The following is a 25502-nucleotide window of genomic DNA, read 5'->3' as shown; positions in this document are numbered from 1 at the left end:
TCATTTTACATATATGTATATCATTATTTTTTTTGTTGATTAAAAGTAAGAATTTGGCTGTGTTAAAACGAATTAACTGTTAACAATTAACGACTTATGAATAATAAAAATTATTTATGTATCCTACTCTTTTTTTTAATAACCTTTACCACATTTGCCCAAAACAAGGTAGGTTGTGGTGTGAAATTATCACAAAAAGAAGAGGTTTTATTTAGGCAATCATTACCTAAATTAGAAAACTTCAAAAACAAAGCTAATAAATCCCCAACAGCTTTACCGTATGTCATCCCTGTTGTATTTCACATCTTAACAGATGGTGCAGCTAGTTTTACTAAAGTAGATATGAAATGCAGAATTGACGATGCGTTGCAAATTGCAAATAAAGATTTTAATGGTTTATTTCCTGGTTTTTTAACTACTGACCCGAGATTTAATAGTGTAAAAAGTAAAATGGATATTCAATTTGTAATGGCTACAGTAGATCCAACTGGAAATTTAATGGAAACTCCAGGATTAGACTGGCATCCAGAAGCCCATATAATTGATGGTTATAATCCAGCAATATACAACTATATGTGGTATGGTAGCAACTCTAAATACTATTTAGATGTTGTTATTGTAGATGAACCCAATACAGGTCAAGGAGCTTCTGGGTCTGGGCATGCCTTTCTTCCAGTACAAAATGTAGTACCACACGTTACATTTAATTATCGTTACATTGGTAGTACTTGTGGGTCTTCGTCTTCAGTAACATTTGCAAAAGTTTTTTCACATGAGTTAGGTCATTATTTTGGACTTCGCCATACTTTTCAAGATGATTGCGACCCAATTAATGACGGTATGGCCGATACACCTCCTACTAAAGTTGCCGAAGGATGCACTAGAAATGTCTTAAACAGCTGCGGAGTCTATGCGAATTCAGAGAATCATATGGATTATAATGTTGATTGTCAAAACATGTTTACTCTTAATCAAACAAGCGCCATGACATTTTGGCTAGAAGACGGAACTGTTGCAAATTATCCTAGAAAATTTCTTTGGCAACCAAGCAATCTCATAGCTACTGGAGTTCTTGCCAGTATACCAACGGCAAATTTTACGGCAAATACAACTGCAATATGCCCAGGTAAAGGTATTGTTTTTAAAGATATTTCTTTAGGGTTACCTGTTTCTAGAGTATGGAGTTTTTCAGGAGGAAGTCCATCAACGTCAACTGCTGTTAGTCCTACAGTTACTTATGCAACAGCAGGATTATACCCCGTAACTTTAACCGTGACTAATGCTCTTGGTACAAATCCAAAAACGGTAACTAATTATATAAAAGTTGGACAGCCTACTTCTGGAAACTATACCGAAAGTTTTACAGGTATTTTCCCACCTAATGGATGGCTAATTACAAATCCAGACGCTGGTTTAGCTTGGGAAAAAAGAAGTAATGTAGGAAATGGTGATACTGCGTGTATGATTATGAATAATAGTGATAATTCTGTATTAAATGAATTAGATTATATACAGTTGCCTTATTATAATTTTACTTCTGGAGTTAATAGTCAAATGTTTTTTGATGTAGCATATACCAAATTTAATGATTTAAGTCCTGATCAATTATCGGTAGAGGTTTCAACAAATTGCGGTTTAACATGGACAAATGTATATACAAAATCCTTAGATGCGCTTCAAACTACTGTTGTTCCTACTGCACTGACTAATAATTGGTTTCCAACTGCTGAAAATAACTGGAGAAAAGAAGTAATTAACCTTAGTTCTTATATAGGAAATCCCAATGTAACAATTCGTTTTAAAAATAAATCGGGATACGGAACTCGAATTTGGATAGATAATGTAAATGTTGCAATTACACAAAATTCAACTCCAGTTTCAGATTTTACTTCAAGTGTTAGAAAAACCAATTGTTCATCAATATCAATTCCTTTTTTAGATACATCGACTGGAAATCCAACAACTTGGGCATGGTCATTTCCTGGAGGAAGTCCGTCAACATCAATTTTAAAAAACCCAACCATTAATTATAATACACCTGGTACATATCTTGTATCATTAACTACAACTAACGCTGCTGGTGCAGGTACAACAAATAATAAATCCAGTTTTATTACTATTGCCAATCCAGTTGGAACTAATTTTACTCAAGATTTTGAAGGCTCTTTTTTACCTGCTGGATGGGAAATTACTAATTCAGGAAGTAACTTAACATGGGAAAAACGTGCAGATGTTGGGCATAATTCATCATCGTCTATGGTAATAAATAACGCAGATAATCCAACAGGAGATATTGATGAAATAATGTTGCAACCTCTAAAATTAACTGTTGGTGTAACTGATTTTTCTTTTGATTTAGCTTATGCAAAATTTGATGCCAATAGCCCTGATAAATTAGATGTTTTAGCCTCATCTGACTGTGGTGTTACTTGGGTAAATATTTATTCTAAAAACAACCTTCAATTAGAAACTTATTTAAGTGCTGATCCAAATAATTGGGTACCTACACTAGATTCGCATTGGAGAACTGAAAGAATTAATTTAAATAGTTTTATAGGATCACCTAATGTGTTAATCAAGTTTGTAAGTACTTCGGGTTATGGCTCTAGAATTTGGATAGATAATGTAAAATTAACTTTTGATAGTCATGAAAAACCATATTCAGATTTTAAAGTTGCAAATTCAAAATTATGCATTGATTTGCCTATAACTTTTTCAGATACATCAATAGGATTACCTACTTCATGGTTATGGTCATTCCCTGGAGGATCACCATCAGCCTCAACATTGCAAAACCCTATTGTAACGTATAATACTCCTGGCAATTACAGCGCAACACTAGTTACTACAAATACTTATGGTACTGGTACAACAATCGAAAAATCAAATATTATAAAGATCAAAGGAAGAAGTACAGTACCATATACAGAAAATTTTGCTGGTGTATTTCCTATTCAAGATTGGGAAACAATTAATATAGATAACGATGCTATAACGTGGGAAAAACGTTCAGATGTTGGAAAAGGTGATTTATCTTGTTTAGTAATTAATAATGCTGATAATCCAACAAATTTAACAGACGAAATTATTTTAAAACCTATAAATTTTGCTACCACAGCAACACCATATCTTCATTTTGATCTTGCCTACACTCAGTATTTTAGTGCTACAGATCCTACTCCTGCTCCAGACCAAATAGACATATTTGCATCTTCAGATTGTGGTACAACATGGACTAATGTATATTCTAAAAATCAAATACAATTGCAAACTGTTTTACCTGCTATACAAGATAATCCAACCACAACAACTCAAAATGAAACTAATGATTGGAAACCAACAGTAGATTCTGATTGGAGACACGAAATAGTAAATCTTAGTACTGTTGCAAATCAATCAAGTGTTTTAATTAAAATTAAAAATACTTCAGGATACGGAACTAGAGTTTGGTTTGATAATATTAAGATTAATAGCAATGCTGTATTAAATACCGAAGAAAATTCATTTGATACAGTTTCTATATACCCAAATCCTTCAAAAGATATATTTAATATCTCTTTACCTTTTTCAAATGAGGAATATAGCATTACCATTTACAATATTTTAGGTCAGTTAGTCCTAAAAGACTCCTTTTCAGGATCTAACACCAATCAAAATATAATTAATTTATCTGGGAAAGAAAAAGGTATTTATTATGTAAAAGTAGAGTCTAAAAGCAAAAAAATTATTATTAAAAAAATAATAAAAATATAATCATTTCTTTTTAAAGTTTAAATGTCAGGTTCAAAAGACCTGACATTTTTTTTTGCTATTTTTTTATCAATATACATTTCATGTACTAATAATACCATTTAGATATGTATAATAGTCTGATTTAATTTTAAAATAAAAACCACAGGGATCATTTAGTAAAAATGTATTTTTTAAAATCAATTTTCTCATTTAAATTATAACTTCTAGCTAAAAACCCTCAAAATTATAAATAAATATGCTTATTTTTCGATGAATAACACGTTGCTACTGTCGAATGATAAATGTTTAATGACTAACTTGCAAAGAATATTAATAAAATTTTCGACTAATGAAATCATTTCAAAAGACAATTACTATTCTGTTTATTTTTATAGGCTTTATTGGAAATGCTCAAAATATGAATGAAGGCTTTTCTAATTTAGAAAAAGGCGAGTTTGATAAAGCCGAAATTTTTTTTACAACCATATTAAAAGATTATCCCCAAAATAAAACGGCTCGGCTTTGCTACGCAAGAGCTATTGGTTTAAATAAGCAACCCCAAAAAGCCTTGGCTTTATTTACAACATTAAAAAGCGAATTTCCAGATGATTTAGAAATTAAATTAAATTATGCAGAATCGTTATTGTGGAACAAAAATTTTGATAGTGCTAAACTGTATTATACAAAATTAGTCGATGAGAATGCAACAAACTTTGTCGCACATCTTGGGTTTGCCAATACGCTATCTAATTTAAAAGAATTTGAACAAGCATTATTTAATGTAAACAAAGCATTAGGGATTTCTTCTGGAAATATTGGCGCTTTGGTTTCAAGAAAATACATTAAATTAGGGTATGCTAACCAAATGATTTCGGAAAAAAAATATGCTAATGCTGAAAGCTTTTACGATGAGATTTTAGTCGATTTTCCGAATGATAAAGAAACACTTCTTAATAAAGCAAATTTGTATTTGATTACAAAAAACAGCAAAAAAGGACGAGAATCGTATGATTTGTTATCCAGTTTAGATCCTATTTTAGCATTAAACGGCTTGTCATTAGTAGAACATATTGCTGGAAAAGAAAAAAAAGCTTTGGTAATTTCTGATAAAGCAATGGCTAAAATTAATGAAACTTCAGACAGCGTTTTGATAAAACAGACTAAAGAACGTAATGTTCAAGCCTTAATTTGGAATAAAAAATACAATTTAGCAATAACTAAAATTAATGAACTTAATAAACAATATCCTAACGAAAATTGGGTATTAGCTTTATCTGCAACATTAGCAATTTATAAAAGTAATTTTGAAGAAAGTATAAAATATTATGAAAGTATTTTAGCCAACGATGCCCAATCATTTGATGGAAATTTAGGAATTGCAAATGCTTTTTATGCTTCGGGAGAAATTAAAAAATCGATAAAAGCAGTTTATCAAACCTTAGAAATTTTTAAAAATCAGAACGATGCTATGATTTTTTTGAAGAAATTAAACGAAGAACATACACCAAGTATAGAAGAAAAATTAAGCTATTCGTTCGATAATGGAAATAATAATGCCATCAGTTCTAGAACACAAATTACTTTTCCTGTTTCGACAAAATGGTCTGTAAACACAGCCTATCAATACCGAAAAACAGAAAATACAGTAACCAATGTAAGTGCAAATACCAACGATTTTTTAATTGGAGCTTCATATAAATTTCATCCCAAAATAAGTTTTAATCTCGATAGCGGAATTACTTCAGCTAATTTAACAACAGCAAGTTATACTTCATTGCTGTTGAACTCGTATTTTAAAATTAAACCCCTTAAATTGCAAGATTTAGAAGTGGGTTATAAGCGGGATTTGCAAAATTTTAATACAGATTTAATTGGCAAACAAATTGCTGCAAATAACTATTATTTTAATTACAACATTGGTTCTAATTTTAAATTGGGTTGGTTTACACAATATTTTTACACGACGCAATCCGATAATAATACCCGAAATTTATTATTTACTTCATTGTATTACAGCTTTTTATCAAAACCTATTTTAAAAGCTGGATTTAATTACCAATATATTTCGTTTAAAAACCAACTGCCAACTGTTTATTTTAGCCCAAGCGAATTTAATGCTTATGAAGTATTTGTCGAATTGTTGAAAGACGAAAAAATTACCGAAACACATTCGTGGTTTTACAATTTGAATGCAGCAACTGGATTTCAATATATCGAAAAATTAGACAAACAAGCAACTTATAGAGTTCAAGCCAAATTGGGTTACAAATTTTCGAACCGATTGCTGGTTAATATTTATGGACTAAAAAGTAACATTGCATCGGCGGCAGCCTCGGGATTTACATTTACAGAATTTGGTCTTCGTTTGAAATGGGATTTGCGTAGTAAACCCGTTTTTAAATTATAAAAAAATCCAAGAGGTGCGTACTTTAAAGTATAGATGATTTTTAGAGTAAATTTAGAAATTTCATTAATTCAGGACGATTGGCACGACTTACAGGTATAACATCTTTAGCAATTAGTACGCTATTGTCTTCAATATCAATAATTTTTTTAGTATTGATGATGTACGACCGATGCACTTTTAGAAATGTATCTTTGGGTAGTTTTTGTTCTATTTTTTTTAGAGTAGAATGTACTACGTAATTTTTGCCTTCGGTTTTAATATGAATGTAATCTCCTTTTGCTTGGACAATAGTAACCAAATCGAATTCTATTTTTATCAAACGGCGGTCAATATTTACATAAAATTCTTTGTTATTATCTTCTGTTAATGATTTAATTTCGATGGTAGAATTTCGATTACTTATTTGTGCGGCATTAGTTTTTGCAAGGGCTTTTGCAATGGCTTTTTCAAAACGTTCTTTAGTAATTGGTTTTACTAAATAATCGACAACGCATTCGTATTCGAAAGCTTCGATGGCAAAGTTTTTGTCTGAAGTAATTAGTATTATTTTTGGAGGATTTTTTATGGTTTGCATAAAATCAAATCCTGTAAAATCGGGCATATGAATGTCTAAAAATATTAGATCAATATTGTTTTGATTTAGATATTTTATGGCTTGTATGGCGTTTGAAAATTCTTGTACTAAATTTAATGTGTTATGGTTTGCAATCATTTGATTAATAATTGCTCTTGCCATTTCTTCGTCATCTATAATAATACAATTCATGTGCTAAATACTTTATAATGTATTTACAAAATCCTGCATAGATTTTAAAATGGTTTCAAAATCAGGTTGCAATTTTGTAGAATTTTCTTTCAAATTATTTTCAAATTCTTCGGCAATATAGTAACTTTTTTCAAGACCAAGGATAGAAATTTTATGTTTCAGTTTATGAACGCTTTCTGATGCTAATTTGTATTTCTTGGTTTGAATTAGATGTTCATAAATCGTTATTTCCTCGGGTAATTCTTTTTTTAATATCCCGATAACTTTGGTTTTAAAATCTTCATTATCTCCTGATAATTGATTGATGTAGTTAGAATTAGGTTTTTCCATTATTGCTTTGGTATAGTAAAATAAAAGGTAGTTCCTATTGTTTCTTGGCTTTCTAACCAAATTTTTCCTTGGTATATATCTATTATTTTTTTTACAATTGAAAGCCCAATTCCTGATGATTGATCTGTGTTTTCTAATTTAGAAAATAAATTAAATATTTTGTCTTGATAGCGCTCTTTAATTCCAATACCGTTATCTTTTATATAAAATTCTATTTCATTGTCATTTTCTTTGCTTCCTATTTCGACAAATCCCATTTCTTTATCGTTATATTTTATAGCATTTTGAATTAAATTCTGGAACAATTGTTTTAGTGTAATATCATTTCCAACGATTTTTGGCATTTTGTTTTTCAAAATTATTTCGATATGATTTGGAATAGTAATTGTTCTAATAATTTTGTGAATTAAAATATTCAAATCAATAGTTCGGTCTTTTACTTCTAATTTATCGATAGCCGAATAATCTAAAATTCCTTTGATTAATAAGTCCATTTTTTCAACATTAGACAAAACTAAATCTAGTGATTTATTATTATTATCATCTAATATTGCAGCATTGTCTTCTTTAAACCAATTTATTAGGGTATCTATACTTCGTAATGGTGCTTTTAGGTCGTGGGAAACTACATGTGCATACTGGTTTAATGCTTGGTTTTGTTTTTCTAAATTTTTTAATAATTCTTCTCGTTGTTTGTTTATTCTAATTATTTCATCTGATTGTTGTTTTACATAATCGGCTGAATTTAAATGATCATCATTATCTATATTGTTGTTTTCTAAATTCATTGAATTTAAAACATTTTGAAGATTTTTGTTAATTTCTTTCAATCCTTTTGCTTCGTCTCGTAGTTTTTGATTGGCAAGAAACAATTCGTCTGAACTAATTTTCATTGCTCGTTGAAGCATTGAAATTTGATCTTCAAAATTGTTATAGGAATCATTTACGGCATTAATAAACGGGGCTATATCATCGAGTCCGTTTTTTAATTTTTTATCTATTTGTCTTTTTAATAATGAATTCATTATTCACTAATTAATGTTAATGTCATGGTTTGATTGTGTAATTCGCAAGAATTATTTTTGCCATTAAATGGTGCAATTTCTCCGTAAGAATAAAATCCAGCTATGGCAACTTGATTTCCAATAATTTCTTGAACTTGTTCTATTTCTTCTTCAACTCGTTGATTCATAATTAGTTTTCTTCCAATACAACTAATGATTAATGCTAGTTCTGCTGGTTTTTTACGGTTTTCGTTGGCTATTTCTGCCGCATGTTGGGCACCAGAGGCTATTGCATCTATCGAAGCCATCATTAATTGAACTCGTGAATTTAGGGGTACATCGCCAGCTAAAACCATCGAATTGTTATTTTCATTAATACTCAAAATGGTTCTCACGACGGCTTCTGTTTTTCCTTCTGGGATTACATTTAGGGGGTATAATAATGAGGCTTGCGGCAATTGGCTTGCTTTATCACCAAGGTAATATTTGTATAAATCTAAGGCTGGTTTTGCATCTATTTCAAATAATATATTTCCTTCTGATGATGTTATTGTTCTTTCTGGTCCAAACGGTGTCCATCCTCCAAAACTAGCAAAAGAGATCTCTAATGTGTCGCCATAAAAACCTATTAAAACGACTTCGCCAATTTTTGGGTTTTCTTTGTATGATGCGAGTGTTTTTTCAAATCGTGCATCATCGCCACACATGCCGCCAGTGATAGATATGTTAGGGTTCATGTCTTGTTCTAATCCGTCAATGAGGTCGCTTCCGTTTACGAAACTTCCTTCCGATAGTACAAACAAATGCTTCAAATTTTCTTTTGGCATTTTATTGTACAAGATTTTTCCTAGTATTTTGGCATTTTTATTATAGTTAATAATGTTATCGCTTTTTACGATAAAAGAGCTTTTTTCAAATTCTATTGCCACTACAGAAATAGAATTTTCGTTTACATTTATATTTGATATTTCTCCAGATGTAGAGCCAAAAACTATATGTTCGTAAGGGAATTGTACTCGAATATCGTTAATTACTTTTTCGTCATCTAATAAAAATCTGTTGGCAAAAACTAGCACTAACGGATTTTTTAAAATTATTTTTTCTTGCAAAAATTTCCAATCTTGATTTTCTGTTTTTGTAGCTTGAACTATTTTCATGATTATTGATCGTTTAGCGATATAAAAAATGTTGTTCCATGATTAATTTGGCTTTCTAGCCATATTTTACCGTTATAGGTTTCTATAATTTTTTTTACTATTGAAAGGCCTAAGCCTGTTGATTTGTCTGATTTTTGGAGTGATTGAAAAATTTTAAATATTTTTTCTTGGTTTTCTTTAGCAATACCTGGTCCGTTATCTTGAATAGAAAATATATATTTGCCGTCTTTTTCGATGCAACTTACATTGACAGTACCAATTGGTTTGTCTATATAATTTACGGCATTGCTTATAATATTTTGAAAAAGTTGTTGTATTCTAAATTTATCGGCATTTATAATTGGTAATTTTCCTATAATTGATACATTAATATGATTGGGAATATGAATTATATTGATAATATTTTCTATTATTTCATGTGTATTTACTTTTTCTGAAGCCAAATTTATTTTATCTATTTTAGCATAGGTTAAAATTCCTTCAATTAAATAGTCCATTTTTTCTACTTTTCCTTCAATTAATGATAGATATTGTAATGTTTGATCGTTTAATTGTTTGTCGTTATCTTCTTTAATCCAAGATATTAAAGAATGAATACTTCTTAATGGTGATTTTAAATCGTGCGATACAATCGAGGCATAATCTTCTAATTCTTTATTACTTTTTGCTAAACTTTTTACTAAAAAATCTTGTTTTTCCTCGAGTTCTTTCTTTTTAGTTATATTTTCTTCAATTGCAAAAAATTTAACAATTTGACCTTTTTTATTGTATAATGCCTGACCTTGTATGTTTATCCAATATTTTTTTCCTTGTTTAGAATAATTAATGATTTCGCAGTTAAAGGGTAATCCTTTTTTTATTTGGTCTCGTAAATAAATAATTGTTTCGGGGTTTGTTTCTTTGCCTTGTAGTAAATTTCCTGGTCTTTTGCCAATGAGTTCTTCTATTGTGTATCCAGAAATTTCGATAAAGCTTTTGTTTGCCCATTCAATTTTGCCTTCTGGATTAGCAATGATAACAGAATTTATATTTTTTTCGGCAATTAATGATAATAAGTATAGTTTTTCTTCCTGCTCTTTTTGTAGGGTAATGTCAAGATGTATTCCTATGGTGCCTATTAATTCTCCCATTGCATTATAATTGGGTGCACCACTAATTAGCCAATGTCTGTTTTTTCCAAACTTATCGATTACTTTAACTTCATACGAATCTGTTTTTCCTTTTTTTCGAATTTCATTTTTACTTTTTACTAACTTTTTGCTTTCTTGTGTTAGTAATAATTCGGCAGCTTTTTTTCCTATTAATTCTTCAGAAGAATAACCACTAATGGTTAAGAAACTATTATTAGCAAGGGTGATAACGTCATTTAGATCAACTTCTAAAAGACCAAGATTCATGTTGGCAATAATGCTTCGATATTTTTCTTTCTCGTTTTGCAAACTTTCGTCGTATCGTTTTTTTAGCGAAATGTCTTCAATCATGGCAAAATACTGAATTACTTCTCCTTTTGAATTTAAAATTGGTTGTCCTTTGTTTTTAGACCAAAAGCTACTACCGTCTTTGCGGGCATGTATTAAATCGATATCAAAAGGGATTCCTTTATAAAACGGTTCGATCATTTTTTTTAAATCACTTTTATTGGTATGATTTGTTTTTCCTATTTCTATTGGGGTTTTTCCAATAACTTCTTCTCGAGAAAATCCTGTAAGTTTTAAATAGGCATTGTTACACCAAAATATTATTCCGTTGGGGTTTGTAAAAACGACACCATTTTGGTTAGCGCTTGCTACTAATGATAGACGATTTGATTCTTCTTCTGTTTTTTTTTGTTGTGTGATATCTCGGCCGTAAATATTAATATAATTATCTTCTTTTAGGCTTATACAAACAAAGGAATAATATTTTTGGTCGTTTTGTATTTCAAAAATCCAACGCTCTTTCTCGGGGTCTATTTTTGTAATAATAAATTTGAAAAAATCTTCTATTTTATAATTAATTTCATCATAAATAAATGAAGATAATTTTTCGGCTGCTGGATTTCTTTTTAGTAAATTTCCTTTGGTATCAATTCGAATTATTGGATCAGGATTTTGTGTTGGGAAAAGCGCAATATCATGAATTTCTTTATTGGCTTGTTTTAATTTGTTTTTTTGATCGTTTATTGTTGTTAACAATTCTTTTAATTCATTAGCGGTATTCTCCTGATTATTAAGAATATGTAGTAAATCTAACAATGGGTCATGAATTGCAAAATCATGTAATGTTAGTTTTTTTTCGATAACATCACTCATAGAACCAAACCAGGGAGAACCTACAAATAAAAGCGAATTGTTAATTAATTCGAATTGTCCACGAATTGGGGTATTACTATTTATATATTTTATTATAATTAATTGATTACAGTTTGAAGCCAATTCGTTGAAATTGAGGTTGTCTAGGTGGGGCCTAACAACCTCAAAATTGTTTTTAAAGGAAAGTGATTTTTTAATATTAGGACAAATTTTAGCTAAACTTTTACCAAAACTTTTTATTTTTAAGTTGGTATCAATTAGAATATAAAATGGGAATAATTTGTTAAAACTATCTTCGTTAAAATTAAATTCTAATGTATTCATATTACCAATTTATTTTAAAAATTTCGTGAGTGCTACCTTGATTGCGAGTTTGAATTAAGGCTATTGTAACCTGCGTATTAAACATTTTTCCTAATCCTTGAATTAAGCCACGAACAAATTCTTGTAAGCCTTGTCTTTTAGAAAAGTAATGTAAATTTAAGCCATTTTCTGTAATATTACTTATTTTAAATTCTGGTGGTGTTAATTTTGGATAAATTAGCATTACTCTGTTATGAAAGTTAGGTAAATTTACTAAAAAATCTCTTAAATTGTTGCCTCCGGAGTTCATGAGTCCTGGATATTTTTCTGATGTTGTTTTTATAACCCACCACTCGCCAAAAGTAATAAGTACCTGATTAATAGTCATATTCATTTCCTGGGAAACGGCAAGAGCAAGTTTAAATGTTATCTCGTCGTCATAGGGTTCATTGCTTATAAAAAAATCTATATCTATACCTGTTCTGTCTTTGATGGCATTCCATTTTGCTTCACCAAAGTTAGCAATTACTAAATCTTCTATAGCCTTGTTTACTATTCCGTACATGGTATTGTTATTGTGATATGAGTTCGTTTATACTCCAATAATCTAGCATTTTCTTAATTCTATCTACATAGTCGTCATATTTTAAGGGTTTTAAAACATACCCTGCAATACCAATTTTATAGCATTCTAAAATATCTGTATGGTTGTTAGAAGTTGTTAAAATTATGGCTGGAATATATTTTAATACTGGATCTTGTTTTAAAATACCTAGAAATTCTATGCCGTTTATTCTAGGCATGTTTAAGTCAAGGATGATAATATCTGGTGTGTTTTCTTTTTCTTTCAAAATTTCTAAAGCTTCTTCACCATTGTTAGCTTCAATTATTTTATGATTTGATTCGATAGTTTTTAAAACTCTATTGAATTTCATTATTTCAATTGTATCGTCTTCTATCAGGAGTATGTTTAATGATTTTGCCATTTAGTAAGTTTTGTTTTGTAAGCTAATGTATTTTATAAATTGTAAAGGGCGATTTATTTTCGATGAAATTAGATTAAGTATCGACCAATGGCAAAAAAGTGTCGATAAATGGATTTTTAATTTAGTGTGTTTTATAAAAAAGCAAACCAAAACTGTTGCAAATTAGAAGAGGTTATAACAACTAATTTTTGTCTTTGTCATGAAGTTTTTTGTGCTATCCTACGGCTTCTTTATAAACTTTTAAGCAGCGTTCTCTTGCAAATTTGTGTTCTACGATTGGTTCTGGATAATGAGAGGTTTGCAATTCAGGAATCCATTTTTTGATGTATTTTAAGTCTTTGTCGAATTTTTTTATTTGTTCTGTGGGATTAAAAATTCTAAAATAGGGTGCTGCATCTACACCAGAACCAGCCGCCCATTGCCAGTTGCCTACATTACTTGATTGTTCGTAATCTAAAAGTTTTGTGGCAAAATAAGTTTCTCCCCAGCGCCAATCTATTAGTAAATGTTTGCATAAAAAACTGGCCACTATCATGCGTACTCTATTGTGCATGTGTCCAGTTGCATTAAGTTCTCTCATTCCTGCATCTACAAAGGGATAACCCGTTTTTCCTTGGCACCATTTCTGGAATAAATCTTCTTTATTTTCCCAAATAATGGCATCATATTTTTCTTTAAAACTTTTATTTATGGTGTGTGGGAAATGCCATAATATTTGCATAAAAAATTCTCTCCAAATAAGTTCTTTAAAAAAAGTTTCGTTTTTACTTTTGATGGCTTCCTGCATCATTTTTCTGACAGAAACGGCTCCGAAACGAAGATAAATACCTAGAAATGAAGTTTTATTTAGTGAGGGGAAATTTCTTGTAGCTTCGTAATTATCTATTAAATTTTCTGATATATCATAGGATGCGACGGTTATTTTTGATGTTTCGAATCCTATCGATTCTAGGCTTAGAAAAGGGTAGGGGTGTGTAACGATTTTGTCTAAATAATTTTCGGAATTATAATTTTTTAGGGTTGTTTGCTTAAATTTTTCTTTCCATTTGTTAGTATATGGTGTGTAAACTATATAGGGTTTTCCGTCATCTTTTGTGACTTCACTTTTTTCGAAAATAACTTGGTCTTTGCTGGTTAGGAATTGTATGTTATGGTTTGCAAATAGCTGGTTTAGTTCTTTATCTCGTTTGCGAGCGTAGGGTTCGTAATCGTGGTTTGTGTAAATTGTTGTTACTTTATTTTCGGAAATTAGTTTTTCGAAAATTTCTGATGGTTTTCCGTAAAAAACAGCTAACGATTTTCCTTTTTCTTGTAATTTTTTTTGCATTTTAGATAATAATTCGTGAATAAAAGTAACACGAGCATCATCTTTAGATAGTTGCGAGAGTATGTTATAATCGAAAATGAAGATGGGCAAAATAGTTTGGTCACTATTTAGAGCATGAAATAATCCTACATTATCATCTAATCGCAAATCACGGCGGAACCAGAATATATTCATTTGTAAGGTTTTGTTTTTAGGAATGTTGTAAAAAATCGTAAAGTTACAATTTAGCCCCGATTGAAGCTTGTATCCTTTTGGCTCATTTTTCTTGAGCCAAAAGATACTGCGAAAAGCGGGATTATGGCTGTAAAGGAACGAAATGTTGTGCTCCTAAAGATTTTAATTGTTGACTAAAAGGGTTGACATTCCGCCATCGACATGGAAAATTTGACCAGAAATCCAACTGCTATTGTTGCTAATTAGGAAGCTTGCCATTTGTGCAATATCGTTTGCAGTTCCGAAGCGTTTTAGTGGGTGACGCAAGGCAGATTTTTCTTTTTTCTCGTCGTTATTTAGGAATTTATCAGCCAGTGGGGTATTTGTTAGTGATGGTGCAATGACGTTTACCCTAATTTTTGGTGCGTACTCGGCAGCTAGTGCTTTTGCAAAACCTTCGATGGCACTTTTTGCAGCGGCGACACTGGTATGAAAAGGCATTCCCATGCTTGCCGCAACACTACTAAATAAGACAATACTTGATTGTTGTGAGGCAGTTAAATTGGGTAAAACGGTTTGAATTACCTTGACAGCGCCTATGAAATTAATTTGCAAATCATTTTCGAAAGCTTCTATTTTTAGGGCTTTAAAGGGGCGTAGGTTGATGCTTCCTGGACAATATATTAAGCCGTCTATTATGGCGGGTAATTTTGTGGTGTCTAAAGTATCAGTAATGACATCGAAAGGAATATGTGTGACATTCAAATTGGTTAAACCTTCGTTTGTTCTCGAAGCTACAAATACTTTGTTTCCAGACTCTAATTCTTTTGCAATAGCCAAACCAATTCCGTAGGAACCTCCTATTAGTAATATGTTTTTCATGATTATTGTGGTTTAAATTCGCCAAAAAGTTCAATTAATTTTTTCTCTCGGTATTCGAATATTTCTTTCAATTTTGGTTTTACTAAAAACGGGTGAACTAATTGTCCTAATATTCCCATGGGTATTTTATAGTCTACAATATCTTCCATTTCGACACCACCAGGAATTTCTCGTAAGAAATGTTTGTGATGCCAGAGTGCGTATGGCCCAAAACGCTGTTCGTCGACAAAATATTTTTTGTCTTCAACATGGGTAATTTCGGTCACCCATTTTGTTTTTATTCCTAAAATGGGGGTTACAATATATTGTATGATTTGTCCTGCAAACATGGGTTTATTTGCGCCAGATTTTATGATAAAACCCATATATTCTGGTGTTATTGCTTTTAGGTTTTTAGGGTCTGAAAGAAAATCCCATGCTTGTTGCAAGGTTATTGGTAAGTTTTGTTTTGACTGTAAAGTATAAATTTTCATTTTAGCTGTTTTTGTGTAAATGTACAAAATGTTTAACTATACACGTATAAAGTTAAACAAAATATTTTGTTTTTATCTTTTTGTTAACACTTGATTTGTATTTGATGCTTTATCTTTGAATAAATAAAATTTTAAAAAATGTATAAAATAATTGTTGCCTTAATTTTTATGATTGCTTCATACACGATTGAAGCTCAGGTAAAACTGCCGCAAATGAGTCCGAAATCGACACTAATACAAACGGTTGGATTAACTGATATTGATATAGAATACCACAGACCAAGTGCAAAAGGTAGGGTTGTTTTTGGAGGATTGGTTCCTTTTGATAAAGTTTGGAGAACTGGAGCAAATGAAAACACAACAATTACTTTTACAGATGATGTTGTTATAAATGGATCGCCACTAAAACAAGGAAAATATGCAATTTATACGATTCCAAAACCTGATATTTGGGAAGTTATTTTTTATTCAGATACTAATAATTGGGGAAATCCAGAAGTTTGGGACGAATCTAAAATTGTACTAAAAGTAAATGCAAAGCCAGAAATTTTAGCCAGAAATGTAGAAACATTTACAATTGGAATAAACAATACCGATAGTAATTTTGCAAATCTTGAAATTTCTTGGGAAAAAACAATTGTACCTCTAAAAATAGAAGTTCCTACACAAAAACTAACCATGTCTAGCATAGATAAAACACTTTCAGGTCCTTCGGCAGCGGATTATTACTCATCTGCACAATACTTTTTTCAATCTAATGGAGATTTGAATAAAGCACTGAGTTATGTAAACAAAGCATACGATTTGAATGACAAAAAACCATATTGGTACACACGTTTAAAATCTCAAATACAAGCAAAATTAGGGGATAAAAAAGGGGCTATTGAAACAGCAAAATCATCATTGGCAGGAGCACAAGCCGCAAAAAATGAAGATTATGTAAAAATGAATCAGGATAGTATTGCTGATTGGTCTAAGAAATAAGAATATTAAAATTGGTTAAAAAAAACTGCTCCATTAATTAAAATGGAGCAGTTTTTTTTTAGCTAATGTAATTCCAAATATTCTTTTTCTTAGAAATTTCTATAAATACCTTCCTTAGGGTTTGATGTTCTGGTTTTTCCATAGGAGCATCATCTTTTAATAGTTTTAGGGCATAATTTCGAGCGAGTAATAATATGTCTTTATCACGCACTAAGTCGGCAATTTGAAGATTTAAAACGCCACTTTGTTGCTTGCCCATAATATCTCCGGGACCACGAAGTTTTAGATCTACTTCGGCAATTTCGAAACCATCATTGGTTGCCACCATGGTTTCCATTCTGGTTTTAGAATCTTCACCTATTTTGTGTGAAGTCATTAAGATGCAATAACTTTGGTCGGCACCACGGCCTACACGACCACGCAACTGATGCAATTGCGAGAGCCCAAAACGTTCGGCACTTTCTATAATCATTACGCTGGCATTAGGCACATTTACACCTACTTCTATAACTGTTGTAGCCACCATAATGTTAGTTTTTCCATCGGAAAAGCGTTTCATTTCGGCTTCCTTATCGGCTGGTTTCATTTTTCCGTGAAGGATAGAAATAGCATATTTTGGAAGTGGAAAATCACGAGAAAGACTTTCATAACCATCCATCAAATCTTTAAAATCCATTTTTTCAGATTCTTGTATTAATGGATAAACGATGTATATCTGGCGCCCTTTTTCGATTTCTTCACGAATAAAATGCCAAACTTTTAATCGGTTGGAATCAAACCGATGTACTGTTTTAATAGGCTTTCTGCCTGGTGGTAACTCATCAATTACCGAAATATCTAAATCGCCATACAAACTCATGGCTAAAGTTCTAGGAATTGGCGTAGCAGTCATGACTAAAACGTGCGGAGGAATGGTGTTTTTTTTCCATAATTTAGAGCGTTGTTCTACACCAAAACGATGTTGCTCATCGATAATTGCCAGGCCTAAATTTTTAAATTGTACTTTATCTTCTAATAAAGCATGTGTACCAATTAGAATGTGTAAACTTCCGTTTTCGAGTTCTTCATGAATTATTTTTCTAGCTTTAGTATTACTAGAGCCAGTTAGTATTTTTATATTGATATTAAGTGGTTTAGATAATTCTAATAACCCAATAAAATGTTGGTTTGCTAAAATTTCTGTAGGTGCCATTAAACAAGCTTGAAAACCATTGTCTAAAGCCAAAAGCATGCTCATAAAAGCAACAATTGTTTTTCCTGACCCTACGTCGCCTTGCAATAATCGGTTCATTTGAGCAGGATTTCCCATGTCATTTCTAATCTCTTTGAGTACTCTTTTTTGAGCATTTGTTAAATTGAAAGGTAAATGATTATTGAAAAATTCAGTAAAATAGTTTCCTACTTTATCGAAAGGAAAACCTTTTATTTTGTGTTTTCTAATTAAATTTTTAGTGATTAATTGTAATTGAATAAAGAACAATTCTTCAAATTTTAATCGAAATTGGGCTTTCGCCAAAGCTTCTGCATTTTTTGGAAAATGAATATTTATTAAAGCCTCTTTTTTAGAAATTAGCTTTAATTCTTCGATTAAATAAATGGGTAATGTTTCTGAAAACAAAGTATGTGTTTCCGAGAATAATTGTTGCATCATTTTATTTACAACCTTGTTCGAAATGCCTCTATTGGTCAGTTTTTCGGTACTTGGATACACGGGTTGCATCGCCAAACGGATGCTTTGCTCATGTTCGCTTAGCAATTCCATTTCTGGATGTGCCATGTTGAAGGTATTGTTGAAGGAAGTCGTTTTTCCAAAAATAACATAAACCACATTAAGTTTTAAACTTTCTTTAACCCATTTTTGACCTTGAAACCAAACCAATTCCATTTGGCCAGTATCATCGATAAAAGTGGCTACCAATCGGCTTTTTCCTTTGGCAAATTCGACTAATTTTATATGAATTACTTTACCAATAATTTGAACTTCGGCACTAGAATTTTGCAGTTCACTTATTTTATAATATTTGGTTCGGTCTAAATACCTATTTGGATAAAAGTTTATTAAATCGCCGTATTTATAAACCCCCAGTTCTTTGCGCAACAAATCCCCGCGTTGTGGACCCACGCCTTTTAGGTATTCTATTGGGGTTTCGAAGAGGTTATTCATATTCAATTTCAATAATGCGAAGATAAATTTTATTTATTTTAATCTGTCAAAATTTGTGGCAAAAAAAACAGTTTAATATTCTATTTCGGAATCAAATCACAATACCAAAACCCAAAATCGAAAGCATCGGAACTACTTGTATCGCAAGCGGTATTAGAAGATTCTTGTTTTGGTTTTTCGTACTTTCTATACACAATTTCGCCTATTTCAAAATCGATTGGTTTTTTAAAAATGGGACCATCGAAAGTAAAAGTATGAAACTCTCCGTTCTCGCCACAAAGATCTACATCATCTGGCAAATCGGCAATAAACTGAGCATCTATGACTCGACCCACAAAACTTTTATCAAGATTTCGTTCATTAACACAAACCACAATGGTTTTGAAACCTAGAGCTAAAAACTCCAGAATTAACGCTTTGGTAGGAATTTTCCATAACGGAAAAATAGCTTCTAATTGCATTTCGGCTAATTTATTTTCTCTATATTTTCGCAAATCTTCTAGAAAAATATCCCCAAAAATAGAATGTGATATTCCTTTTTCTTTAAAGTTTTTTAGAGTTTTTTGCATTACCTCTTCATAATCGTTCATGCTTGGCATTTCTGGAATTTCCATGATATGAAGCGGTAAACCAATACTTTTGGCTTGTTGTACTAACAATTGGGTACGCACACCATGCATCGAGATGCGATTGTGTTTTTTATTAACGCTTGTAAGCAACGAAACAATTTCTATTTCTGTATCTTGCAAGGTTTTATATAATGCTAGAGCAGAATCTTTTCCGCTACTCCAATTAAAAATGGCTTTCTTTTTCACAATTTTTTATTTGAGTGTAAACTTACTAAAAAGTCAGAAATTACTTTGTATTTTTGGGTTTTAGATTTAATTTTATGAAATATATTATCCTTTTATTTTCTGTATTTTCTTTTGCCCAACAAACGCAAAAGGTCGATTTTATTTCGATGAATGGTTCGGTTTATCCAAATGCTATACAAAAGTCTATTTCTGGTAGCATAAAATATGATTTTACTGTAATATCTTCAATAGATACTATAAAAATTGATGCCCAGCGAATAGAATTTTCATCGGTAAAAATAAATGGAAATGAAGTTAAATTTAAAAATACAGTCAAAGAATTACAATTGTTTGAAGGCTTTAAAATAGGAAAAAATATCTTAACTTTTAATTATAAAGCAACACCAAAACAAACCTTATATTTTATAGGACAAGACGAAAATTTGCAAATCTGGACACAAGGACAAGGAAAATATACCAGCAATTGGTTGCCAAGTTTTGATGATGTTAATGAAAAATTGATATTTAATTTAAGTATCGATTTTAGAAATGATTTTGAAGTACTTTCTAACGGAAAACTGGTTAATACCACTACAAATAATAAGGGAAACATTAAAACCTGGAATTATTCTATGCAAAAACCAATGTCTTCTTATCTTGTAATGCTGGCTATTGGAAAATTTGAAAAACAAGTTTTACAATCAAAAACAAGAATTCCTTTGGCACAATATTTAAAGTTAGAAGACAAAAAAAAATTCGAGCCAACCTACAAATATTCAAAGGAAATATTCGATTTTTTTGAAACCGAAATAGGAGTGAAGTACCCTTGGCAAATATACAAACAAGTTCCTGTAAATGATTTTTTATATGCCGGAATGGAAAACACATCGGCAACTATTTTCTCGCAAGATTTTGTAGTTGATGCCATAGGTTTTAATGATAGAAATTATATTAATATTAATGCACATGAACTAGCGCACCAATGGTTTGGTAATATGATTACAGCAAAATCTGGCAAAGATCATTGGTTGCAAGAAGGTTTTGCAAGCTATTATGCACTTTTGGCAGAAAAGAAAATTTTTGGCAAGGATTATTTTAATTACGAATTGCTAAAAATGGCTAAAGAACTAAAAAAAGCTAGTAAAACCGATACCATTCCAGTCTTAAATGCAAAAGCCAGTTCGCTTTCTTTCTACAAAAAAGGAGCATGGGCTTTGCATATTTTAAGAGAAGGAATTGGAGAAAAAAACTTCAAAAAAGCACTAAAAAATTATTTAAATAACTACAAATTTAAGAATGTAATTACCGATGATTTTTTGGCTGAAATAAAAAAAATATCCAATTATGATACTGCTAATTTTAAGAAAAATTGGTTAGAAAAATCAGGTTTCAATACTACCGAAGCAATGGCTATTATAAGTAAAAATAAATTTATAAAGCAATATTTAGATTTACAGAAAAACGAAAATATTTCATTTGCAGAAAAGAAAAATCAGTTTGAAGCTATTTTGAAATCAGATTTGTTTTATCCAATAAAGGAAGAAGTAATTTATCAATTAGCCGCTACTCCTTTTGAAGAAAAAAAGGAATTAATACAAATTGCAATGAAAACTGGCGATGTAAATATTCGCCAAGCTATTGCGCAAACAATGCCAAAAATTCCTTTAGAATTTAAACCAGAATACGAAAGTTTGCTAGATGATAAATCTTATGCAACACGAGAAATAGCCTTACAGAATTTGTGGATACAATTTCCTGAAAACCGTACAATATTATTAGAAAAAGCAAAAATTTGGGAAGGAAATAATGACAGAAATCTTCGCATAATTTGGCTCACATTAGCTTTAGCAACAAAAGAGTATGAACCAACTAAAAAAACTAAATTTTATAACGAAATTGTAAATTATGCGGGTACAAATTTTGACAGTTCGATTAGGCAAAATGCTTTAGAAGTTTTAATTAAAATAAATCCGTCAGACGAAATAGTTTTACAATCGTTAGCAAATGCAACAACTCATCATAAATGGCAATTTGTAAAATTTGCAAAAGAAACCATTCGAGGAATGATTAAAAAAGAAGGATTCAGAAAATTATTTGAAGAATTATTACCAAAACTTATAGATAAAGAGAGGCTTAATTTAGAAAAATTACTAGAGGAATAATTTTCCTTGTTGCATTTGTATAAAAAAATAAAAAATTACCGCATGTTTTCAGATTTTTTTTAATAATCTGAAAATGTGCGGTAAAAATTTATCAAATTTGGAAACTTTTAGTATTTAAAATAAAGCGTTTAACTTATTGTAAATAAAGGTTTTTATTCTTTTTTTATTTCCAATAATTATTTGCTGCGGCTATTGTAGCAAATTCTGTGGCAACAGTTTGCCCAATAAGAATTAGCATTGTAGCATCTTCAGAATAAATAGGACGCAATTTTTCTCTTATACTAGCATCTGGTTGAGTAGCTTTAATTATAAGTCTTGAAAGTTTTACGGCTAATTGCCTTCCTTCTTCAGGAGTTGCGGTAATTAATGAATTGTTGGGAACTAATTGCTTCCATTTTATTAGTTTATCGTTTGTAATAAGCAACTATCGAAGCTTTTTCTATCGTATTGCCATTTAAATAATAGCCAACTAGTGCAGGATTTGCATTTTTGTCTAGACCAAGCATTTTAGTTTTTAAGGCGTAAACAGTAATTATGTATTGATGAAAACCGTGACCTTCTGGAGGACAAGGGCCACCATAGCCAGCTTTTCCAAAATCGGTAAGGCTTTGTACACTCCCTTTTGGGGCAAGATCTAAAGTTAAATTTCCTGCATTTTGTTTTAATTGCATTTCGTTTTCTGGAATATCAAAAACAACCCAATGCCACCATCCGCTTCCTGTAGGAGCATCTGGATCATACATAGTTACCGCAAAACTTTTTGTTCCTACGGGTGCGTTTGACCATGATAATTCTGGAGAAGTATTTCCTCCTGTACAGCCAAAACCACTAAAAACTTGTTTGTTAGTCGCTTGACCACCAATGTCGTTACTTTTTAATGTAAAAGTTTGTGCGTTAGTATAAATGCAAAAGAGCATTGATAACGATAAAAAAATATTTTTCATATTGTATAGATTTTAATAAGGCAAAATTAATATAAAACGAATTAGAGTTGTTAGAGTTGTTAGTTCAAAAAGTTATGCTAAGAGTTCAACTTTTTGTGTTATAGTTTTTTGGCGAAACACCAAAATATTTTTTAAATTCTGTACTAAATGCAGATAAATTTTCGTAGCCCAAATCATTGTAAATCTCTGTTGGACGATTATTTTCTTGAAGAAGCGAAGCTGCTTTTAGCATTCGTTGTTCTATAAAATATTGTTTTGGAGTTGTGTGAAATAGTTCGAAAAATTTACGTTTAAAAGTAGATTTACTCATATTACATAAAAATGAAAGTTCATCTATAGTTAAATGTTTGTCTGATTGCTCTTGAATTATTTTTAGAAAAGGAATGTCTTTATTTTGGTTTAATATGGTTCGAAAAAAATCACTTAATAAAATTGGATTTTTTTGAAAAAGGTATAATAAAATTTCTTCTATTTTAGCATCGAGCAAATTTTTATTTTTAGATAAACTTCCTTTTAATAAAGATAATGATTTTTCATAATTTAAAACATAATCATCTTTAAGGAAATAAATTATATTATTTTCAACAGGATTTTTTGGTAATATTATTAAATTTTTTGCTAAAAACCGAATTAAATAATTATCGGAGAAAAAAAGTAGTGTGCTTTGGTACTTTTTTTCAATTGTAATTTTTTCTGTCATTAAAACATTTCCTGCTTTAAGTAAAAAAACAGAGTCATTATTTATATACGTTTTTGTTACTCTATTTATGACTTCTTTGTGGCCTTCTTGCATAAAACACAATACATTTTGGTTAAATTGTACTTTGTTATTTTGTGTAGATTGGTCGGTTGTGTAAAAATAATAATTTATATCGGTAATATTTCCGTTAAAAAAATCATCAGGCAAGCTATATATTTCTTCTTTCATTTAAAAATAGAATCTCGAAGTGTTTCTTGTAAAATGCACAATATTAAAATGCTTTTTATTACAAAATTAAGCAGTGTTTTATAAATTAGTTGTAATATAAAATTTATTCTTTACCACTTCAATTTCTAAAACATTTTTCATTTTAAATGGTACTTTTTGCCATTTGTTAGTACCTATTAGTCTTGTTTTTTTATTTTTAAAAATAAGGTCTATTGGCATTTCGAAATTGGGTTCATTAGTTTTCCAAGCGTATTCGAACTGGTTTTTTGTTCCGCTATGTCTAAATTCTAATCTAGGAATAGAAACATACCTAAGGTATTGATTAAAAACTGGCGTAAGATTGAGTCCTGCTTCTTGATTAAAAAAATCTATTACTGTTTTAGTATCAATAATTTGATGGCGATATGTCTTGGAATATTTTAGCAAGAGTGCCCACCATTTTGAATCATCATTTATAATACTTCTTATGGTATTTAGCATTAATGCCCCTTTGTAATACATATCGCCAGAACCTTCTTTATTTACGCCGTAATGTCCAATTATTGGTTGGTCATTATTTACGTTATCTTTTAATCCATTAATATAAATTTGTGATTTTTCATAGCCATACTGGCACTCTAAAAATACTGTTTCGGTATAGCAAGTAAATCCTTCATGAATCCACATATCAGCAATATCTCTAGCGGTTATACTGTTGCCAAACCATTCGTGACCTGATTCGTGAATGATAATAAAATCGAAGAGCATTCCCATTCCTGTTCTGGATAAATCTTTACCCAAATACCCATTATTATAATGATTTCCGTAGGCAACAGCACTTTGGTGTTCCATTCCTAAATAAGGGGTTTCAACAAGCTTATATCCATCGGTAGTAAAAGGATATTCTCCAAATTTAGACTGAAAACAATCCATCATTGGTTTTACTTCTTCAAACTGTTTGCGAGCTTTTTCTTCATTTTCTCTCAAAACATAATAATCTAAATCTAGTCCTTTGTATTTTTCTCCAAAGTGTATATAATCTCCAATATTTAGGGTAATATCATAAGTGTTAATAGGATTTTTTACTTCCCAATCCCAGCGTGTATAACCATTTTTTAGATCTTCAGAACCTAATAATCTTCCGTTAGAAACATTCATTAATCCGTTAGGAACAGCCACTTTTATAGTTGCTCCCAAGTTTGGTTCGTCGCTTTGAGAATCTTTTACGGGATACCAACAACTTGCACCAAAACCTTGACAAGCAACTCCTATCCAAGTTTTTCCTTGTTTGTCATTTGTAAATACAAAACCGCCGTCCCAAGGAGCACGTTTTGCGATAGTAGGATTTCCTGAATAATAAAATCGAATTTTTTCTTGATTTCCTGTTTTTAAACTTTCGTTGAAAGTAATAAAAACGGCTAAATTATCCCGCTTATAATTGAGTTTTTTGTGATTAAAAATAATACTATCTACTTGCATGTTTTCGAATAAATCGATTTGTATTTTATTTGTATTTTCAACAACTTTGAATGTAATGTCGTTATAACCAATTATAAATTTTTCTGTTGGATTAACTTTAATATTCAAATCATAGCGTTGCACATCGAAACAAGTTCTTTCTGCTCTAAAACCGCCTTGAAGGCTATCACGATGTGTAAATTTTTCTTTGGGAACAGTTAGTTGTGCTGTGAGGATATTTGTAAATAATAAAAAAAACAGGGTATTTTTCATATAAA

General features: G+C 30.7%; 20 protein-coding genes. 4 read left to right on the top strand and 16 right to left on the bottom strand.

The features are described from left to right. Positions 1 to 96: 96 nt before the first annotated feature. Positions 97 to 3753, top strand: a complete 3657-nt coding sequence (locus B0A57_RS03615) for a PKD domain-containing protein (RefSeq protein ID WP_034098159.1) — start codon at positions 97 to 99, stop codon at positions 3751 to 3753. A gap of 328 nt (positions 3754 to 4081) precedes the next feature. Further along, positions 4082 to 6139 carry a tetratricopeptide repeat protein gene (locus tag B0A57_RS03610; RefSeq protein WP_034098161.1) on the top strand — a complete coding sequence of 686 codons (2058 nt, stop codon included), beginning with the start codon at positions 4082 to 4084 and terminating at the stop codon, positions 6137 to 6139. A 40-nt stretch (positions 6140 to 6179) separates the two neighbouring features. Here B0A57_RS03610 and B0A57_RS03605 read toward each other — a convergent pair whose 3' ends face one another. The 10 genes from B0A57_RS03605 to B0A57_RS03560 form a co-directional block, all read right to left on the bottom strand. Further along, a complete protein-coding gene (locus B0A57_RS03605) occupies positions 6180 to 6905 on the bottom strand; it encodes a LytR/AlgR family response regulator transcription factor (protein ID WP_011963166.1) in 726 nt (241 codons plus the stop codon). A 12-nt stretch (positions 6906 to 6917) separates the two neighbouring features. Continuing rightward, the gene (locus B0A57_RS03600) at positions 6918 to 7235 is read right to left on the bottom strand and encodes an Hpt domain-containing protein (RefSeq protein WP_011963165.1); all 318 of its coding nucleotides are present in this window, start codon (positions 7233 to 7235) and stop codon (positions 6918 to 6920) included. Beyond that, positions 7235 to 8260 (bottom strand): sensor histidine kinase, encoded by a 1026-nt coding sequence (locus B0A57_RS03595; protein WP_034098164.1) that lies wholly within the window; start codon positions 8258 to 8260, stop codon positions 7235 to 7237. Before B0A57_RS03595 ends, B0A57_RS03600 begins: the two co-directional genes overlap by 1 nt. Further along, on the bottom strand, positions 8260 to 9396 hold the full coding sequence (locus tag B0A57_RS03590) for an FIST signal transduction protein (RefSeq protein WP_011963163.1): 1137 nt from the start codon (positions 9394 to 9396) through the stop codon (positions 8260 to 8262). The genes B0A57_RS03595 and B0A57_RS03590 overlap by 1 nt, the downstream gene beginning before the upstream one ends. A gap of 2 nt (positions 9397 to 9398) precedes the next feature. Beyond that, positions 9399 to 12011: a PAS domain S-box protein gene (locus B0A57_RS03585; RefSeq protein ID WP_034098165.1), complete on the bottom strand. Its 2613-nt coding sequence runs from the start codon at positions 12009 to 12011 to the stop codon at positions 9399 to 9401. Position 12012: 1 nt separating this feature from the next. Next, on the bottom strand, positions 12013 to 12555 hold the full coding sequence (locus B0A57_RS03580; protein WP_011963161.1) for a heme NO-binding domain-containing protein: 543 nt from the start codon (positions 12553 to 12555) through the stop codon (positions 12013 to 12015). Between the two features lie 7 nt (positions 12556 to 12562). Beyond that, on the bottom strand, positions 12563 to 12976 hold the full coding sequence (locus B0A57_RS03575) for a response regulator (RefSeq protein WP_011963160.1): 414 nt from the start codon (positions 12974 to 12976) through the stop codon (positions 12563 to 12565). A gap of 214 nt (positions 12977 to 13190) precedes the next feature. Continuing rightward, positions 13191 to 14477 carry a cryptochrome/photolyase family protein gene (locus tag B0A57_RS03570; protein WP_034098167.1) on the bottom strand — a complete coding sequence of 429 codons (1287 nt, stop codon included), beginning with the start codon at positions 14475 to 14477 and terminating at the stop codon, positions 13191 to 13193. A 162-nt stretch (positions 14478 to 14639) separates the two neighbouring features. Beyond that, positions 14640 to 15338, bottom strand: a complete 699-nt coding sequence (locus B0A57_RS03565; RefSeq protein WP_074460264.1) for an SDR family NAD(P)-dependent oxidoreductase — start codon at positions 15336 to 15338, stop codon at positions 14640 to 14642. A gap of 2 nt (positions 15339 to 15340) precedes the next feature. Further along, positions 15341 to 15811: an SRPBCC family protein gene (locus B0A57_RS03560; RefSeq protein ID WP_011963157.1), complete on the bottom strand. Its 471-nt coding sequence runs from the start codon at positions 15809 to 15811 to the stop codon at positions 15341 to 15343. Positions 15812 to 15949: 138 nt separating this feature from the next. Between B0A57_RS03560 and B0A57_RS03555 the strand changes: the two genes are divergently transcribed. Then, entirely contained in the window at positions 15950 to 16795 is an 846-nt protein-coding gene (locus B0A57_RS03555) for a DUF2911 domain-containing protein (protein WP_011963156.1), read from the top strand. A 58-nt stretch (positions 16796 to 16853) separates the two neighbouring features. On the opposite strand, the gene recG is transcribed toward B0A57_RS03555, so the two are convergent. After that, positions 16854 to 18959: an ATP-dependent DNA helicase RecG gene (recG, locus tag B0A57_RS03550; protein ID WP_034098169.1), complete on the bottom strand. Its 2106-nt coding sequence runs from the start codon at positions 18957 to 18959 to the stop codon at positions 16854 to 16856. Between the two features lie 80 nt (positions 18960 to 19039). Continuing rightward, positions 19040 to 19774: a Dph6-related ATP pyrophosphatase gene (locus B0A57_RS03545; protein WP_034098170.1), complete on the bottom strand. Its 735-nt coding sequence runs from the start codon at positions 19772 to 19774 to the stop codon at positions 19040 to 19042. Between the two features lie 74 nt (positions 19775 to 19848). Between B0A57_RS03545 and B0A57_RS03540 the strand changes: the two genes are divergently transcribed. Next, complete coding sequence (locus B0A57_RS03540; protein ID WP_034098172.1) at positions 19849 to 21915, top strand: M1 family metallopeptidase; 2067 nt, start codon at positions 19849 to 19851, stop codon at positions 21913 to 21915. Positions 21916 to 22078: 163 nt separating this feature from the next. Here B0A57_RS03540 and B0A57_RS03535 read toward each other — a convergent pair whose 3' ends face one another. From B0A57_RS03535 to B0A57_RS03520, 4 genes are all read right to left on the bottom strand, one after another. Continuing rightward, positions 22079 to 22339: a hexameric tyrosine-coordinated heme protein gene (locus B0A57_RS03535; RefSeq protein ID WP_228463460.1), complete on the bottom strand. Its 261-nt coding sequence runs from the start codon at positions 22337 to 22339 to the stop codon at positions 22079 to 22081. Continuing rightward, positions 22320 to 22859, bottom strand: a complete 540-nt coding sequence (locus B0A57_RS03530; protein ID WP_011963151.1) for a YbhB/YbcL family Raf kinase inhibitor-like protein — start codon at positions 22857 to 22859, stop codon at positions 22320 to 22322. Before B0A57_RS03530 ends, B0A57_RS03535 begins: the two co-directional genes overlap by 20 nt. 85 nt (positions 22860 to 22944) lie before the next feature. Next, positions 22945 to 23787 carry a helix-turn-helix domain-containing protein gene (locus B0A57_RS03525; protein WP_011963150.1) on the bottom strand — a complete coding sequence of 281 codons (843 nt, stop codon included), beginning with the start codon at positions 23785 to 23787 and terminating at the stop codon, positions 22945 to 22947. A 78-nt stretch (positions 23788 to 23865) separates the two neighbouring features. Beyond that, on the bottom strand, positions 23866 to 25497 hold the full coding sequence (locus B0A57_RS03520) for a M1 family metallopeptidase (protein ID WP_034098174.1): 1632 nt from the start codon (positions 25495 to 25497) through the stop codon (positions 23866 to 23868). Positions 25498 to 25502 lie beyond the last annotated feature (5 nt).

Source organism: Flavobacterium psychrophilum DSM 3660 = ATCC 49418, from assembly GCF_002217405.1.
GTDB classification, from domain to species: Bacteria; Bacteroidota; Bacteroidia; order Flavobacteriales; family Flavobacteriaceae; genus Flavobacterium; species Flavobacterium psychrophilum.
Note: the sequence above shows the minus strand (reverse complement) of the source record. Positions and strands in the feature narration are given on the sequence as shown.